We start from the raw sequence: 14,822 nt of genomic DNA, 5'->3' as shown, positions 1-14,822 counted from the left end.
TGTCTCGCCTCGCGACAAGCCGTCGTTACTCGCGTTTACGTCGGCGCAATACGCGTCGGCGACGCTGTGGCTATCCAACAGAGAGGCATGCGCGAATGACAGCGGCCGCACCGAGCCCACCCCCGGTGGTCGAACGGTCGCCGCTGCGCGGATTGACCCGGCGCGAACTGCCTTTCGTGCCGGTGTTCGCGCAGTCGGTGGCCGCCATCGCGCCCTCGGGCACGGCCGTGGTGACCCCGGCCTTCGTGATCGGCGCGGCCGGGGGCGGCGCGAGCGTGGCCGCGTTCCTGGCGGCGGCGCTGCTGGCCTGGGGTGTGGCGCTGGTGATCCGGCCCATGGCGCAGCGGCTGGCGGTCAGCGGCGGGCTGTACACGTATGTGGCCAAGGGACTCGGGCCGTCGGTGGCGGTGCCGGTCGGCTGGTCGGCGATCGTCGGGTACGCGAGCGTGAGCGTGGCGGGCCTGATCGCGGTGGGGACCTATCTGGATCAGATCGCGGTCACGGCCGGGTTCGCCGGATTCGGCGGGACCGCAACGATTATCGGGCTGCTGCTGGCCGCGGCCGTGGTGGCGGCGGTGCTCATGGTGCGCGGCATCCGGCTGTCCGCGTCGGCGACGCTGCTGGTGGAGTGCGTGTCGGTGGTGACGGTGCTCGCGCTCATGGGCTATCTGCTGACCCGGGACACGCACGGCGCGCCCACCGGCTCGGCCTTCGAATGGCACGGCGGCACCGGCACTCTCGCCATGAGCGCCGTCGTGGCCATCAGCGCCTTCGTCGGATTCGAGAGCGCGACCACGCTGTCCGCCGAGGCGTACCGTCCGTTCCGTTCGGTGCCCCGGACGCTGGTCTGGACACCGGTGGCGGCGGGCGTGATCTACCTGATCGCGGTGGCCGCGCAGGCGGTGGCGCTGGCCGCCGCGCCGGCGGGGACGGCATCGAGTTCGACCCCGGTCACCGATCTGCTGCTGCAGGACAATTCGCGATTCCTGGGCGCGGTGCTGGATCTCGGGGTGGCGGCCTCGTTCTTCGCCTGCACGGTCGCCTCGATCAACGCGCTGGTGCGGGTGTTGTTCACCATGGGCCGCGAGGGCATCGCACCGGCCGCCGCCGGGCGTGCGCATCCGCGGTTCCACACGCCCGCGCCCGCCATCGTGGTGGCCGTGGCGGCGGTGACCGGGTGCGCGCTGTGGTACCTGCTCTCGGGAGCCGAACCGCAGGACGGGATTCGGAGCTTCCTGACTTTGAGCGCGCTGGGCTATCTGGGTTCGTATCTGCCCGCGTGCCTGGCCACCCCGGCGTTGCTGCGGCGGATCGGTGAATCCAGTCGCGCCATCACGATTCTCGGGCCGGTGCTCGCGGCGTTGCTCGGCGCGCTCATGGTCGCCGCGGCCGTATCGGCCCGCAATGACAATGTCACCGTGGTGATCGCGTACGCGGCCGTGCTGGTCGCCGCCGTCGTCTTCACGATCGGGTTGCGGGTGCTCGCGCCGGATCGGTTGCGCGGCATCGGAATCTACGATGAGCCGCAGCGTGGCGACCTGCTGCCGACGGTGACCTTCCGGTAGGCGCGCATGAAGGACACCGGACGCACCAATACCGTCTCCAACTCGATCGCCATCCTGGAGGCGGTCGCCGACTGCGGGGTGGGCGTCACCGCCAAGGAGATCGCCGAGCGCCTCGGCATCGCGCCCGCCACCACGTACCGGTTGCTCAACTCCCTTGTCGCGGACGAATATCTGGTCCGCACCAGTGATCTGCGCGGGTTCGCGCTGGGTGCGCGGCTGCGCGGTTTCGCCGCCGCCGTCAATGTCCCGGTGCTGTCGACGGCCGTGCGCACGCTGCTCGACGACTTCCGTTCCTCCACCCGATTCGCCGTGCACCTCATGAACTTCCGGCCCGCCGCGGTCCAGGTGCTCAGCGAGGATCCCGACCATCCCATCCCCGGCGAGCGCGAGCTGTCCCGCCACCTGCACGCCTCCGCCGCGGGCAAACTGCTGCTCGCCTCGCGCACGGAATGGCGCACGCTGGTCGAGCATCCGGTGCGGATCGCGGCGCGTACCAAGGTCGATCACGCGGCGCTGGCCACCGATCTGCAGGCCGTGCGCGAGACCGGGTACGCCAAGGCCGCCGACGAACTCGTGCCCGGTGTCGCGTGCCTGGCGCTGCCGATCTACAACGGCACCGGCACGCTGTCGGGGGCGTTGTGCCTGACCGGGCCGAGTAATCGCCTGCCCGCCTTGGAAACCCACCGCGATCCGGCCCGCGACTGCGCCGCCGGGCTCGGTCCGCTGTTGTACTGACCCGGTTTCCTTCCACACAGACGTCGCTAAAAATCAGTGGCTCTCGGTCGTCGTCCGCTTCTAACCTGGGACGACATCGACCTGAAGGGATCAATTGGAAGCGACTGTCACGGTGACTCCGGATCAGTTGCCGGAGCTGCTGCTGCATGTCGCGGTGGTGCGTCCGGTCTTTCTGTGGGGAGCGCCCGGAATCGGGAAGAGCTCGCTGGTGCGCGCGTTCGGCGAGGCGCTCGGGCTGGAGTGCGTCACGCTGCTGGGCACCCAGCTCGCACCCGAGGATCTCATCGGCGTGCCGCAGATCGTGGGGAACCGCAGCCGGTTCGCGCCGCCGGAGATGATCGCCCGCGAGCAGCCGTACTGCCTGTTCCTCGACGAATTGAATGCCGCGCCCGCCGAAGTCCAGAAGTCCTTCTACTCGCTGATTCTCGATCGGCGCGTGGGCAACTACGAACTGCCCGCCGGATCCGTGGTCATCGGGGCCGGTAACCGCGCCACCGACAACGCGCTCGCCCGGCCCATGGCCTCCGCGCTGGTCAACCGCATGGTGCACGTGCACCTGCGCGCCGATGTCGACGACTGGCTGAAGTGGGCCGGTGGCAACGACATTCACCCGTGGGTCATCGAATACCTCATGCAGCGGCCCGATCACCTGTGGTCGCAGCCGCCCAAGATCGAGCAGCCGTTCTCCACCCCGCGCGGCTGGCACATGCTCTCCGACGCCCTGCACTCCTACGGCGAGGGTATCGACGACACCACGCTGTGGGTGCTGTGCTCCGGAATCCTCACCGCCGCACACGCTTCCGGGTTCCGCGCCTTCGTCAAGACGGTGCGGCACGCCTTCGATCTGGAGGCCGTCATCAAGGGTGACGCGGGCTGGCCGCGCAATCCCGCCGACCGCGACCTGCTGTACTTCCTGTCCGAGGCCTTCCGGGCGCGGCTGATCAAGGAGCTCCCGGAATCGCGCGAGCACGCCTCGCCCGGCATCAAGCGATTCTCGTTGCGCGCCAAGACCATGCTCACCGAACTCGCCGAGATCTCGGTGGAGTGCGCGCAGCTGGTGATCGCCTCCGACGACGACGGGCTGCCGGTGCTGCCGTCCTGGTTCCTGATCGAGATCACCCGCGACCTGCCGCGCCTGGCCGCCCGGAGGTAGCCATGGCCGCAGGCTCGAAACGCAAGCGCGGCAAGGTGATCGACCCGTGGAAGGAACATCTCGACAACGGGTGGAAGCAGGTCGTCAATCAGGCGGTCTTCCGGCGGATGCACACCTGGCTGGCCGAATCCGACGGACGCCTGCCCGACGATGTGATGGCCGTCATCTCACCGTCGGGCTCGGTGCATTACAACTCGAAGCGGCGGGCCACGGCCGACGAATGGGCCTGGGTCTTCGCGCATCTGCTGCTGCACGCCGGGTTCGGCCACCTCGACCCGCGCGAAGTGCCCGGGCGGGCGCTGGAAGCGAACGCGTACGCGCGCACCTGGATGAGTGCGCCGCAGCAACCGCATCCGGTCTATCGCGCCGCCTGCTGCACGCTGATCGATCAGTACCTGCTGACCCTGAAGATCGGGCGGCCGCCGCTCGATCTGCCGCCCGCGCCGGGCGGCTTCGACGAGCGGGCCCTCGCCGAACGCTGGTGGCAGACCAGCGTTCCGGAACCCTACCGGCGCAGCGAGTATCCGGACTTCTTCGTCGGTACCGTCGAGAACGCCGAGAAGTTCGATCACCAGTCGAAACTGGCCATCGGAATCGGCGAGGCCGCGCGCGATGCCCTCGAAGCCGCCGGACGCGATGTCACCCGCGGCCGGGCCGCCACCCTGCGCGTCTGGGACCGCGCCCTGAACTGGTTCGTCTCGTCCTATCCGCTGCTGGGTGCGCTGGCGGCCGGGATGAAGATCGTCGCGGACGCGGATGTGGCGCGCGGCTGGGACATCTCGATCGCGGCGGTGAACGCCGAGGCGGCGGAGATCTATATCAATCCGCTGCGCACGATGTCCGAAGAGGAGTGGAGATTCGTTCTCGCGCACGAGATGTTGCACGCGGCACTGCGCCACGGTGAGCGCGCCGGGTGGCGTGACCATTACCTGTTCAATGTCGCCTGCGATTACGTGGTCAACGGCTGGCTGGTGGAGATGGGCGTCGGGCAGTTGCCCGAGGGGCTGCTCTACGACCCGCAGCTGAAAGGGCTGTCCGCCGAGCACATCTACGACCGCATCGCCACCGATCTACGGCGGCTGCGCAAGATCGCCACCCTGCGCGGACGCGGCAAGGGCGACATCATGGGAGAGCCGCTGCCGCACGGCAATGCGCCGGGCCGCTACCTGGATCTGGACGAGTACTACCGCAGTGCCATGAGCAGGGGCCTGGCCTTTCATCTGTCCAGCGGTCGCGGCCTGCTGCCCGCGGGGCTGGAACAGGAGATCCGCGCTCTCGATCAACCCCCGTTGCCCTGGGATGCCCAGTTGGCGAACTGGTTCGACGAGCACATCCCCGCCGTCGAGAAGCGCCGCAGCTATGCGCGCGCGTCACGCCGCCAGTCGTCCACGCCCGATATTCCGCGCCCGGCGTGGGTGCGGCCGGATGAATCGGTGCGGCTGCCCACTTTCGGGGTCGTGCTGGACACCTCGGGGTCGATGTCCAAGGAACTCATGGGTAAGGGCCTGGGCGTGATCGCCTCCTATGCCTCGGCCCGGGATGTGCCGCGCGCGCGAGTCGTCTACTGCGACGCGGCCGCCCACGACGCCGGGTATCTCCCCGTCGACGCGATCGCGTCCGGTGTCCGGGTGCGCGGTCGCGGCGGCACCGTGCTGCAACCGGGTATCCGGCTGCTCGAACAGGCCGACGACTTCCCGGCCGACGGACCGATCCTGGTCATCACCGACGGCATGATCGATGTGCTGCGCATTCGGCGCGAGCACGCCTTCCTGATCCCCGCGGGCGCCTCGCTACCCTTCCGTCCCCACGGGCCGGTCTTCCACATCCGTTGACGCGGTGGCGGATCGAGTATCGACCGTGCCCGCCTGTGCTTCCAGCGCGCTGAGCCGGGCGTCGAAGCTCCGCATGTCCTGCAGGATGCCCTTCATGGCCTCGGCCATCTGCTCCACCGAATAGCGCAGCAGGTTCAGATTCGCTCGTAGATCGGCGATCGGGTCGATCGGTTCGGCGTTCGGGCGCGAGCGCATGCGGGTACTCCTCTGTTTCATACGTATGCGTAGCAACCGTGGCAGGGCGGCGGCCCCGCTGAATCGGCCGGGTAATCGGTCACCCCCTGGCGAATCCGTTCCGAGTGGCGGTGCCGGGGCGGGGGATTCGGCAGCGCAAGGGCGGAAGGACCGGGCGTGAGCGGTGTCACCATGGAGGTGGGAGCCGGTCGCCGCGGTGAGAGGTGGTGGGGTGTGGCTGTTTTCGTGGAGCAGTACGGGGCGCTGCGCTGGGCCGCGGTGATCGCCTTCTGCCTGGCCGCCGCGCTGGTGGTGGCCCGGCTGGGGCGGCGCCCGCTCCTGGTTGCCGAGGGGGCGGAGGTGGAGGCGGGCGCGGATCGGGAGTCCGATGCCGCGCACCTGGTGATGTGCCTGGTCATGCTGGGCATGCTGGTGTTTCCGGTGGCCGTCGATCCGCGGGCGGTCCGCGGGGTGCTGACGGCCATGGTGGTCGTGTACACGCTGGTGCTGGGAGAGCGAATGCTGCGGTGGCGCAGCGGGATCGCGAATGCCGACCGCGGGGTGGGGGCGTTCGGGTATCACGTGGTGGCGGCCGCGGCCATGCTCTACGCGATGAGCGGGCACGGGACGCACGGGCAGGGCATGGCCGTGTCCGCGCACGGGGGGCCCGCGCCCGGGCCGATGCTCGCGCTCGCCGCGCTGTTCGCGGTGGACGCGATCGTGATGGCCGTGCCCGCGCTGCGCCACCGTTTGCCTCGGGTTTTCCCGCATCCGACGGGGTCGGCCGGGTCGCTGGCCGTGGTCCCGCACCTGGTCATGGATCTCGGCACCGCCTACATGCTGGTGGCCGCGGTCGTTGCCTGATCCTGTGGGGCCGCCTGATCCCGGGGGCCGTTCGACCTGATCACCGTCCTAGTGGTGAGATGGTGAGGATAGGTAACCGGGTGATGGAGGTGCTCTGGATGGGTTCGCTGTGGCATGGCTTCGCCGACATGGGTGCGGTCGAGCGTGACGGGGCCTTCGTGGTCGCCCGTGGCGAGGGCGCGCACATCTGGGACGAGGGTGGTACGCGGTACCTCGACGCCACCGGCGGCCTCTGGTTCGCCAATATCGGCCACGGTCGCCGCGAGATCGCCGAGGCGGTCGCCGCGCAGCTGACCCAGGTCGCGCACTACTCCAACTTCGGCGACCTGGTCTCGCCGGTGACCCGGGATCTGGCCGAGCGGCTCTCCGCGCTCGCCCCGGTGCCGGGCAGCAAGATCTTCTTCACCTCCGGCGGCTCCGACGGCATCGACACCGCCGCCAAGCTGGCCCGCCGCTACTGGCAGGAGATGGGCCGCCCCGAGAAGACCATCCTGGTCGGCCGCCAGAAGGCCTACCACGGCATGCATGTCGGCGGCACCTCGCTGGCCGGCATCCCGGTCAACGGCGAGGGCTACACGGGCGTCTTCATGCCCGACACCCGCACCATCGAATGGGATCAGGCCAAGGCGCTGACCGCGCTCATCGAGGAGATCGGCGCGGACCGCATCGCGGCCTTCTTCGCCGAACCGATCATCGGCGCGGGCGGGGTGTACCTGCCGCCCGAGGGCTACCTCGCCGAGGTCCGCCGGATCTGCCGCGACAACGACATCCTCTTCGTCGCCGACGAGGTCGTCACCGGCTTCGGCCGCATCGGTGGATCCTGGTTCGCCTCTTCGCGTTTCGATCTCCAGCCCGATCTCATGACCACCGCCAAGGGCCTCACCTCCGGCTATGTCCCGATGGGCGCGGTCTTCATCGCCCCGCACATCGCCGAGCCCTTCTTCTCCGGCGGCGTCTGGTGGCGGCACGGCTACACCTACGGCGGGCACGCGGGCGCGGCCGCCGCGGCCATGGCGAACCTGGACATCTTCGAGCGCGAGAACCTCCTCGACGCCAGCAAGAACCTGGAATCCCTGCTGCACGAGCACTTCTCGCCGCTGGCCGACCACCCCCGCGTCGCCGAGGTCCGCAGCGGCCTGGGCGCGGTCGCCGCCGTCCAGCTCGCCGATCCGGCCGAGGCGCTGCCGTTCGTGAAAACCCTCCGCGCCCATGGCGTCTCGACCCGTGCGGCCGGCCAGGGAGCCCTCCAGATCTCCCCGTCCTTCGTCATCACCGAGGCCGAGGTCGCGGAGATGGCCTCCCGCTTCGCCGCAGCCCTGGGCTGATTCGTTCCAGCCTGCTTATCAGTGCCCGTGCTCGCCGGAGAGTTCTCCGGCGGGCACGTGGCGTAGGCGGGCCACGGCCAGGACGGCCACCAGGATCGCGCCGATCGCGGCCACCCCGGCGGTGATGTGGACGCCGTGGATGAAGGCCTCGCGGGCGGCGGTCAGGACCGCGGCGCCCATATTGCCGGGCAAGGTCGAGGCGACCTGGACTGCCTCGCCGAGGGTTTCGCGGGCGGAGTCGGCTCCGGGCAGGTTGCGGGGCAGCGTGTCGGATAGATCGCCGCGGTAGATGGCCAGGGCGATGCTGCCCAGGATCGAGATGCCCAGGGCGCCACCGAGTTCCGAGCCGGTTTCGGAGATGCCCGAGGCGGCCCCCGCCTGCTCCGGCGGTGCGGAGCCGACGATGAGTTCGGTGGTGATGCCGAAGACCGGGGCCAGGCCCAGGGCGATGAGCAGCGAGGCGATCACCGCGAGCGCCGGGCCGCCGTCGACCGACAGCATGGTGAGCATGACCAAACCGATTGCGGCCAGCACCATTCCGACGCCGATGAGGTAGGCCGGGCGCAGCACGCGCACGATGCGCGGGGCCGCCTGCGAGCCGATGATGAAGCCGACGCTGGACGGGGCCATGGCGAGCCCGGCCTGCATCGGCGTCATGGCCAGGACCAGCTGGAAGTACTGGGCCACGAACAGGAAGTAGCCGAACGCCACGAAGATGGCGATCACATTGATGCCCAGGGCGGTTCGGAACGCGCCCAGCCCGAACAGGCGCAGATCCAGCATCGGATCGGGCCGGGTGAGCTGACGCCGCACGAACAGCGCGCCCGCCACCACGCCGACCACGACGGCCACCAGCGGTGCCGTGCCCACCCCGTCCTGCGCGACCTTCTTCATGGCCAGCACCAGCGAGATCATGGTGACCACACTCAGTGCGGCACTGGTCAAGTCGAGCCGACCGGCTTCGGGATCACGGAATTCCGGCAGCACCCGGGGACCCAGCACCAGCAGCAGCGCCATGACCGGCACGGCCAGCAGGAAGACCGAACCCCACCAGAAGTGTTCCAGCAGTACGCCGCCCAGTAGCGGGCCGACCACGCCGCCCGCGGAGAACGCGCTCACCCAGGTGCCCACGGCCAGTGACCGCTGCCGGGCATCGCGGAACATGTTGAAGATCAACGAGAGGGTGGAGGGCGCGATGGTCGCGCCCGCGATGCCCAGCAGTGCCCGGCACACGATGAGGAACTCGGCGGTGGGGGAGAAGGCCGCGATCACCGACACGATGCCGAACAGCGCCCCGCCCAGCAGCAGCAAGCGTCGCCGCCCGATGCGGTCGCCGAGCGTGCCCATGGTGATGAGCAGACCGGCCAGCATGAACCCGTAGACGTCGATGATCCACAGCAGCTGCGTGCTGCTCGGATGCAGCGTCTCACTGATCTGCGGCACGGCCAGGTGCAGCACGGTCAGATCCATGGCGTACACCAGGCAGGCCAGCGCCAGCACCCCGAGGCCGATCCATTCGCGCCGACCCGCCCGATCGGACCGCGCGGGTGCGATGACGGTCGAGTCCACGGCGAAGGGTCCTTCCGATGGGGGATGGGCGGCTGCCGATTCCGATGGCAGCGCATAAACCATCTCATCCGCCACCGACAGGTTCGCAACCGAATTTCCGTACCCGCACGGCGGTATGCTGCGGAAATGTCCGACTTCGAGAGTTACCGGGCCAACCTCGAGGTGGCCGACCTCGCGCCGACGGTCGAGTTCCTGCGCGATGTCCTGGGTTTCGTCGTCGAGGTCGACGAGCCCGACATGGGACTGGCGCTGGTGCGCCGCGACGGGGTCGGGCTGGGCATCGTGCGCACCCCGAATCCCGCCGTCAACGAGACCACCGCGGGCTATGTCGGCGTAACAGACGTGAATGCGCTCCATGCGTACTGCGTGTCGCGCAACGCCGATATCGTTACGCCGCTCACCGAACATCCCTGGGGACTGCGTGATTTCGTGCTCCGCATCCCCGGCGGTCACCGGCTCGCCTTCGGTCAGCGGATCTAGCCGAGGGATCTAGATCAGGATCGGGTGATCGGCGACCACCCGCCCGCCGACCCGGGCCCAGCCGTCGGAATCCCATTCGGTGAAGATCTGCGACCCCTCGCCCTGGGTGATCTTCAGGCCGCGGGTGAGCAGGGCGGTGAGCCGGATGGCGGCCGCGCCGGTGGCCTCGTCCTCGGGAACTCCCATGGCGGGGGCGAACATTCGAGCGCGGACCGCGCCGCGCGGTTCGTCGGTCCAGCCCCAGCAGTAGTGCTGGCCGGCGGGGAAGTCGGCCGGGTCCAGGGTGGCGATCTCGGCGACATCCTCGAACTGGTGGAATTCGAAGTTCGGGGCCCATTCGGCGCGGGCCCGCGCCCAGGTCATGCCGTCGACCACCGCGACCTCGACCGGACCGGCGGGCACATCGATGACCTTCACCGGCTTGCGCTGATCATTGAGCCACCACGCGGTGCCGACGCTGGGGTGCCCGGCGAAGGGCAGTTCCACGGCCGGGGTGTAGATGCGCATCGCCACCCGCTCGTTCACCGGATCGTGCACCACGACGGTCTCGCTGTAGCCGACGCGGGCCGCCAGCGCCTGGTGGTCGACACCCTCGAAGGAGGCGAAGCGGGCGATGCCGAGCGGGTTGCCGAAGCGCCCGGCCGGATCGGTGAACACGCGCACGATTTCGATCTGGGAGCCATCGCTTTCCGGAACCGTCATGGCATCCGAGCTTACCCACAGTTATCGATTCACGGGTGGCGAGCAGGAATCGAGCATGTCGGCCAGGGCGCTCTTTTCGGTGGGCTGCACGGTCAATCCCCACCGGGACTTCACGCTCACCCACCGCCGCGCGTACTCGCACCAGTACGCATCGCGCGGCTTCCACTGGTCCGGGGTCTTGGAACCCTTGTCCTGATTGGCCTGCTTCTGCACGGCCAGCAGATTGCCCAGATCATTGGCGAACTTCTCGCGCTGCTCGGGACTCCACGCCGACGCACCCGACCGCCACGCGTCGCCCAGCGCCACCACGTGATCGATCTCGATGTCCGAGGCCTTGAACCGGTCGTACGGCAGCCGCTCGCCGGTGTACGGATCGATCAGGGTTCCGGTCAGCACCAGGCACGAATTGCTGTCGCCCACGCGGGTTTCGGTGAGATCGCGCTTCATCACGTCCTCGCGCGCGGTGCACCCGTCGGACAGGGTCGGCTCACCGCCGCGTCCCGACCAGCCGGGGCCGAACGCATTGCGGTCGTAGGACTCCCAATTGCGATTCCAGGCCACGGTGAGCCGATCCAGTCCGGTGCGCGCCTGCCCGGCGTCGAGCAGGCGCGTGCTCTCCGGATCTCCCGCCGACGGGGTTTCGGCATGGGTCGTCTCGTGGCGGTTCAGGTAGAGCGCCATCCCGGCCGCGGCGACCGCGATGAGAACGACGGAGGTGGCGAGGAATCTGTTCCAGCGACGCCGGGCGGTGGTCCGGGAGCGCTTGGGCATGCGGGGGAGTCTAGGGCGAGGAATCGGACGATCCGGTCATCGTTGCCGAGCGGTGACCCGATTGCAGCAATCTATTAGCAAATAGGAAAGGGGCTGGACACTTCGCGGCGTCCAGCCCCTTTCTTCGAGCCGGTGAATCAGGCCGAGACCGTAGTCATCAGGCAGACACCGTGGCCAGCGCCTCGGTCGACGCCACGGCCTGGCCCACGCCCGCGACGATCGCCGCCGCGCGCAGCGCCTCGAAGATCACCTCGCGCGACACGCCCTCCTCGCGCAGCGTGTGCTCGTGCGCCTCCAGGCAGTGCTGGCAGCCGTTGATCGAGGAGACCGCGAACGACCACAGCTCGAAATCGGCCTTGGCCACACCGGGATTGCCGATGATCTGCATGCGCAGGCCCGCGCGCAGATCGTCGTAGCGGCCCTCGAGGAACGCCTTGCCGCGGTAGAACACATTGTTCATGCCCATGATCGACGCGGCCCCGAGCGCGGCGTTGTACGCCTCGGCCGACAGCACATCGGCCGCCTCCTCGGCGATCTCGCGCAGCGTGGTGGCCGAGCGGGTGGCCGCGGCCGACGCCAGCAGGGTGCCCCACAGCTGCTGCTCGTTGAGCACGGTGGTGCGGGCGAGCGAGGACAGGTTGAGCTTCAGATCCTTGGCGTACTCGGGTAGCGAGTTCTTCAGGTTCTCGATGGTCACTGCGAAATTCCTTGGGTGCCTTGGTGCTCGGATACCGTCTGGGTGCTGGTCGGCGTCAGACGGACGCGGTCATGAGCTCGCCGGCCTTGATGGTCGGGTCGCCCTTCTTCCAGTTGCAGGCACACAGTTCGTCGGACTGCAGGGCGTCGAGCACGCGCAGCACCTCGTCGACATTGCGGCCCACCGAACCCGCGGTGACGGACACGAACTGGATCTCGTTGTTCGGGTCGATGATGAAGGTGGCGCGGTCGGCGACGCCGTCGGCATTGAGAACGCCGGTGGCGGTGGCCAGTTCCCGCTTGAGGTCGCTCAGCATGGGGAACGGGAGGGTCTTCAGATCCTCGTGCTGGGCACGCCACTGGAAGTGCACGAACTCGTTGTCGACCGAGGCGCCCAGCACCTGCGCGTCGCGATCGGCGAACTCGTCGTTCAGCTTGCCGAAGGCGGCGATCTCGGTCGGGCAGACGAAGGTGAAGTCCTTGGGCCAGAAGAAGACGATGCGCCACTTGCCGGCGTAGTCGTCGCTCGAGATCTGGGTGAAGTAGTCGTCGGGCTGCTGAGCGTTCACCTTCGAGAGATCACCGCCGATGACTGCCGTCAGGTTGTAGGCGGGGAACTGGTCGCCGATGGTCAGCAGGGCCATGCTTGCTCCTCATATGTAGTCGTGCCGATTGTGTCGAGACGTATATACGATTTCGATCTTGGCCGAACCGTGCTGAGAGGTAAACGTGATCGGTCGCACTAGACTGATAGGCGTGACTGATCAGTCTTATCAGCCCACCCTGTCACAGCTGCGTGCGTTCGTGGCCGTCGCGGAATACCGGCACTTCGGTACCGCGGCGTCCCGGCTCGGCGTGAGCCAACCCACGTTATCGCAGGCCCTGGCATCATTGGAAAACGGACTGGGGCTCCAGTTGATCGAGCGCAGCACGCGCCGGGTGCTGGTCACCGCCGACGGCAAACGGCTACTGCCGCAAGCCATTGCCACCCTCGAAGCGGCTGACCGATTTGTCGCATCCGCGGCGGGGCAGGGACTCGGCGGCACCCTGCGGCTGGGCATCATCCCGACCGTCGCCCCCTACGTGCTGCCCACGCTGCTGCCCGAATTGCGCAGGCGAATGCCGAATCTGGCGCCGCACATCATCGAGGACCGCACCGCGCGGCTGCTCGACGGCCTGCGCTCGGGTGTGCTCGACGTGGCGCTGCTCGCGCTCCCGGCCGACGCCACCGGGCTGGTCGAGATACCGCTCTATACCGAGGAGTTCGTGCTGGTGCTGCCGCGCGGGCACGAGCTGGCCGGGCGCAAGAACCTGAAACCCGCGGACCTGGACGCGCTTCCGCTGCTGCTGCTCGACGAGGGGCACTGCCTGCGCGATCAGACCCTCGATCTGTGCCGGGCCAGTGAGGTGCATCCGGGCGCTGTCGGCGACACCCGGGCCACCTCGCTGGCGACCGTGGTGCAGTGCGTCGCGGGCGATCTCGGGGTCACGCTGATTCCGGCCATGGCGGTGGCGGCCGAAACCGCGCGCGGCACATTGGAGATCGCGACGTTCGCCGCGCCCGCGCCGGGGCGCACCATCGGGCTGGCGTTCCGCTCCTCGACGGCCCGGGGCGACGATTACGACCTGCTCGCCGCGATCATCCGGGAGTGCGCGGTTGCGCCGTCTCAGAGGGTCTGAAACGCTCGGTTCATGCGGATTCACCACCTGAACTGCGGCACCATGGGATTCGGCGTCATCGACCACTGCCTGCTCATCGAGACCCGCGACGCGCTCGTGCTCGTCGACACCGGGTTCGGGCTCGAGGCCGTGCGACAACCCGGAAAGATGGTCGGTGCCAGCCGTTTCCTGATGGGGGCGAAGCCGAGGGAGTCCGAGACGGCGTTCCGCCAGATCCAGGCGCTCGGCTACGACCCGCGGGACGTGCGGCACATCATCCTGACCCACCTCGACCTCGACCACTCCGGTGGACTGTCGGATTTTCCGGAGGCCACCGTGCACATCCACGGGCCCGAATTCCGGGCCGCGACCGCCACGCCCACGCTCTCGGAGAAGCTGCGGTACCGCGCCGCGCAGTGGGCGCACGGGCCCAAGTGGATGGTGAACGAGGTCGAGGGCGCGGAGGACTGGTTCGGTTTCACCGCCGTGCGCGACCTGCCCGGGCTGCCGCCGGAGATTCTGGTGGTGCCGCTGGCCGGGCACACCCGCGGGCACGCCGGGGTCGCGATCGATCACGGCAACGGGTGGCTGCTGCACGCGGGGGACGCGTTCTTCCCGGAGTCCAGCATTCATCCCGAGGAACCGTTCACCCCGTTCTGGTGGAAGGTGTACGAGACCGGGGCCATCGTCGGCGATGCCTACCGGGCCAACCAGCGGCGGCTGCGCGAGCTGCGCAAGCTGCACGGACACGAGGTCACCGTGATCAACTCGCACGACGCCGGGATCTTCTCGCGGACAGCGCGTACAGTCGGCCGATGACCGACCGGTGGGCACGAAAGTTACCGTCGTTCGCGAGCGATGCGCTTTTCGTCTACGGAACCCTCCGGTTCGCCGAGGTCCTGACCGAATTGATCGGGCGGGTACCGGATCTGGAGCCCGCCCGGCTGCCCGGCCGGCGGGCGGCCGCGCTGCCGGGGCGGGTGTATCCCGGGCTCGTCACCGCGGCGGCGAGTGTCACCGAGGGCTTCCTGCTCACCGGGTTGAACGCCGACGAGTGGCTGGTGCTCGATGCTTTCGAGGACGACGAATACGATCTGCTGCCGGTCACGGTGACGGCGGGGGAGCGGGTCGTCTACGCGTGGACCTACGTATGGACGACCGAGGTGGAAGATCAAGACTGGTCGGCATCTTCGTTCGCGTCCGAGCAGCTGCTGAGTTACGTGGGGAAATGCGCTGCGTGGCGGCGCGATCTGATCCTGGTCAGCGAGACTCTATGACGCGGGACACATTTATGCGG

The 14,822-nt window shown here is 68.7% G+C and carries 16 protein-coding genes; 10 read left to right on the top strand and 6 right to left on the bottom strand.

Annotated features, from left to right (window positions below; genetic code table 11):
- The first annotated feature begins 95 nt into the window (after window positions 1-95).
- From ACAM49_RS03460 to ACAM49_RS03445, 4 genes are all read left to right on the top strand, one after another.
- Complete coding sequence (locus ACAM49_RS03460) at window positions 96-1,565, top strand: APC family permease (RefSeq protein ID WP_369633982.1); 1,470 nt, start codon at window positions 96-98, stop codon at window positions 1,563-1,565.
- Between the two features lie 6 nt (window positions 1,566-1,571).
- Window positions 1,572-2,300 carry an IclR family transcriptional regulator gene (locus tag ACAM49_RS03455; protein ID WP_369633981.1) on the top strand — a complete coding sequence of 243 codons (729 nt, stop codon included), beginning with the start codon at window positions 1,572-1,574 and terminating at the stop codon, window positions 2,298-2,300.
- Window positions 2,301-2,394: 94 nt separating this feature from the next.
- A complete protein-coding gene (locus tag ACAM49_RS03450; protein WP_369633980.1) occupies window positions 2,395-3,453 on the top strand; it encodes an ATP-binding protein in 1,059 nt (352 codons plus the stop codon).
- A 2-nt stretch (window positions 3,454-3,455) separates the two neighbouring features.
- Window positions 3,456-5,285 (top strand): hypothetical protein, encoded by a 1,830-nt coding sequence (locus ACAM49_RS03445; protein WP_369633979.1) that lies wholly within the window; start codon window positions 3,456-3,458, stop codon window positions 5,283-5,285.
- Here the strand turns inward: ACAM49_RS03445 and ACAM49_RS03440 are convergent.
- Window positions 5,244-5,480, bottom strand: coding sequence for a hypothetical protein (locus ACAM49_RS03440; protein ID WP_369633978.1), 237 nt, complete (start codon window positions 5,478-5,480; stop codon window positions 5,244-5,246). The genes ACAM49_RS03445 and ACAM49_RS03440 overlap by 42 nt on opposite strands.
- Window positions 5,481-5,636: 156 nt before the next feature.
- Here ACAM49_RS03440 and ACAM49_RS03435 point away from each other — a divergent pair, with 156 nt between their 5' ends.
- Together ACAM49_RS03435 and ACAM49_RS03430 are read left to right on the top strand one after the other, a co-directional pair.
- Complete coding sequence (locus tag ACAM49_RS03435; RefSeq protein ID WP_369633977.1) at window positions 5,637-6,323, top strand: DUF5134 domain-containing protein; 687 nt, start codon at window positions 5,637-5,639, stop codon at window positions 6,321-6,323.
- 98 nt (window positions 6,324-6,421) lie between these two features.
- Window positions 6,422-7,648, top strand: a complete 1,227-nt coding sequence (locus ACAM49_RS03430) for an aspartate aminotransferase family protein (RefSeq protein ID WP_369634019.1) — start codon at window positions 6,422-6,424, stop codon at window positions 7,646-7,648.
- Between the two features lie 18 nt (window positions 7,649-7,666).
- Here ACAM49_RS03430 and ACAM49_RS03425 read toward each other — a convergent pair whose 3' ends face one another.
- On the bottom strand, window positions 7,667-9,217 hold the full coding sequence (locus tag ACAM49_RS03425) for an MFS transporter (protein WP_369633976.1): 1,551 nt from the start codon (window positions 9,215-9,217) through the stop codon (window positions 7,667-7,669).
- Between the two features lie 126 nt (window positions 9,218-9,343).
- On the opposite strand from ACAM49_RS03425, the gene ACAM49_RS03420 reads away from it, so the two are divergent.
- Window positions 9,344-9,697 (top strand): VOC family protein, encoded by a 354-nt coding sequence (locus tag ACAM49_RS03420; RefSeq protein ID WP_369633975.1) that lies wholly within the window; start codon window positions 9,344-9,346, stop codon window positions 9,695-9,697.
- A 9-nt stretch (window positions 9,698-9,706) separates the two neighbouring features.
- Here the strand turns inward: ACAM49_RS03420 and ACAM49_RS03415 are convergent, their stop codons facing one another.
- From ACAM49_RS03415 to ACAM49_RS03400, 4 genes are all read right to left on the bottom strand, one after another.
- Complete coding sequence (locus ACAM49_RS03415) at window positions 9,707-10,399, bottom strand: PhzF family phenazine biosynthesis protein (RefSeq protein WP_369633974.1); 693 nt, start codon at window positions 10,397-10,399, stop codon at window positions 9,707-9,709.
- 21 nt (window positions 10,400-10,420) lie between these two features.
- Window positions 10,421-11,170 carry an HNH endonuclease family protein gene (locus ACAM49_RS03410; RefSeq protein WP_369633973.1) on the bottom strand — a complete coding sequence of 250 codons (750 nt, stop codon included), beginning with the start codon at window positions 11,168-11,170 and terminating at the stop codon, window positions 10,421-10,423.
- A 157-nt stretch (window positions 11,171-11,327) separates the two neighbouring features.
- Window positions 11,328-11,867: a carboxymuconolactone decarboxylase family protein gene (locus ACAM49_RS03405; protein ID WP_369633972.1), complete on the bottom strand. Its 540-nt coding sequence runs from the start codon at window positions 11,865-11,867 to the stop codon at window positions 11,328-11,330.
- A gap of 55 nt (window positions 11,868-11,922) precedes the next feature.
- On the bottom strand, window positions 11,923-12,510 hold the full coding sequence (locus tag ACAM49_RS03400) for a peroxiredoxin (RefSeq protein ID WP_369633971.1): 588 nt from the start codon (window positions 12,508-12,510) through the stop codon (window positions 11,923-11,925).
- A 112-nt stretch (window positions 12,511-12,622) separates the two neighbouring features.
- Here ACAM49_RS03400 and ACAM49_RS03395 point away from each other — a divergent pair, with 112 nt between their 5' ends.
- The 3 genes from ACAM49_RS03395 to ACAM49_RS03385 are packed head-to-tail and all read left to right on the top strand — an operon-like array spanning window position 12,623 to window position 14,802.
- Window positions 12,623-13,546 carry a hydrogen peroxide-inducible genes activator gene (locus ACAM49_RS03395; protein ID WP_369633970.1) on the top strand — a complete coding sequence of 308 codons (924 nt, stop codon included), beginning with the start codon at window positions 12,623-12,625 and terminating at the stop codon, window positions 13,544-13,546.
- A gap of 12 nt (window positions 13,547-13,558) precedes the next feature.
- Entirely contained in the window at window positions 13,559-14,344 is a 786-nt protein-coding gene (locus tag ACAM49_RS03390; protein WP_369633969.1) for an MBL fold metallo-hydrolase, read from the top strand.
- Entirely contained in the window at window positions 14,341-14,802 is a 462-nt protein-coding gene (locus ACAM49_RS03385) for a gamma-glutamylcyclotransferase family protein (protein ID WP_369633968.1), read from the top strand. The genes ACAM49_RS03390 and ACAM49_RS03385 overlap by 4 nt, the downstream gene beginning before the upstream one ends.
- The last annotated feature ends 20 nt before the right edge of the window (window positions 14,803-14,822 follow it).

It is taken from the genome of Nocardia sp. JMUB6875 (genome assembly GCF_041154655.1).
Lineage (GTDB): Bacteria > Actinomycetota > Actinomycetes > Mycobacteriales > Mycobacteriaceae > Nocardia.
The sequence above is the reverse complement of the archived record's forward strand: the minus strand, read 5'-3'. Positions and strand labels throughout refer to the sequence as shown.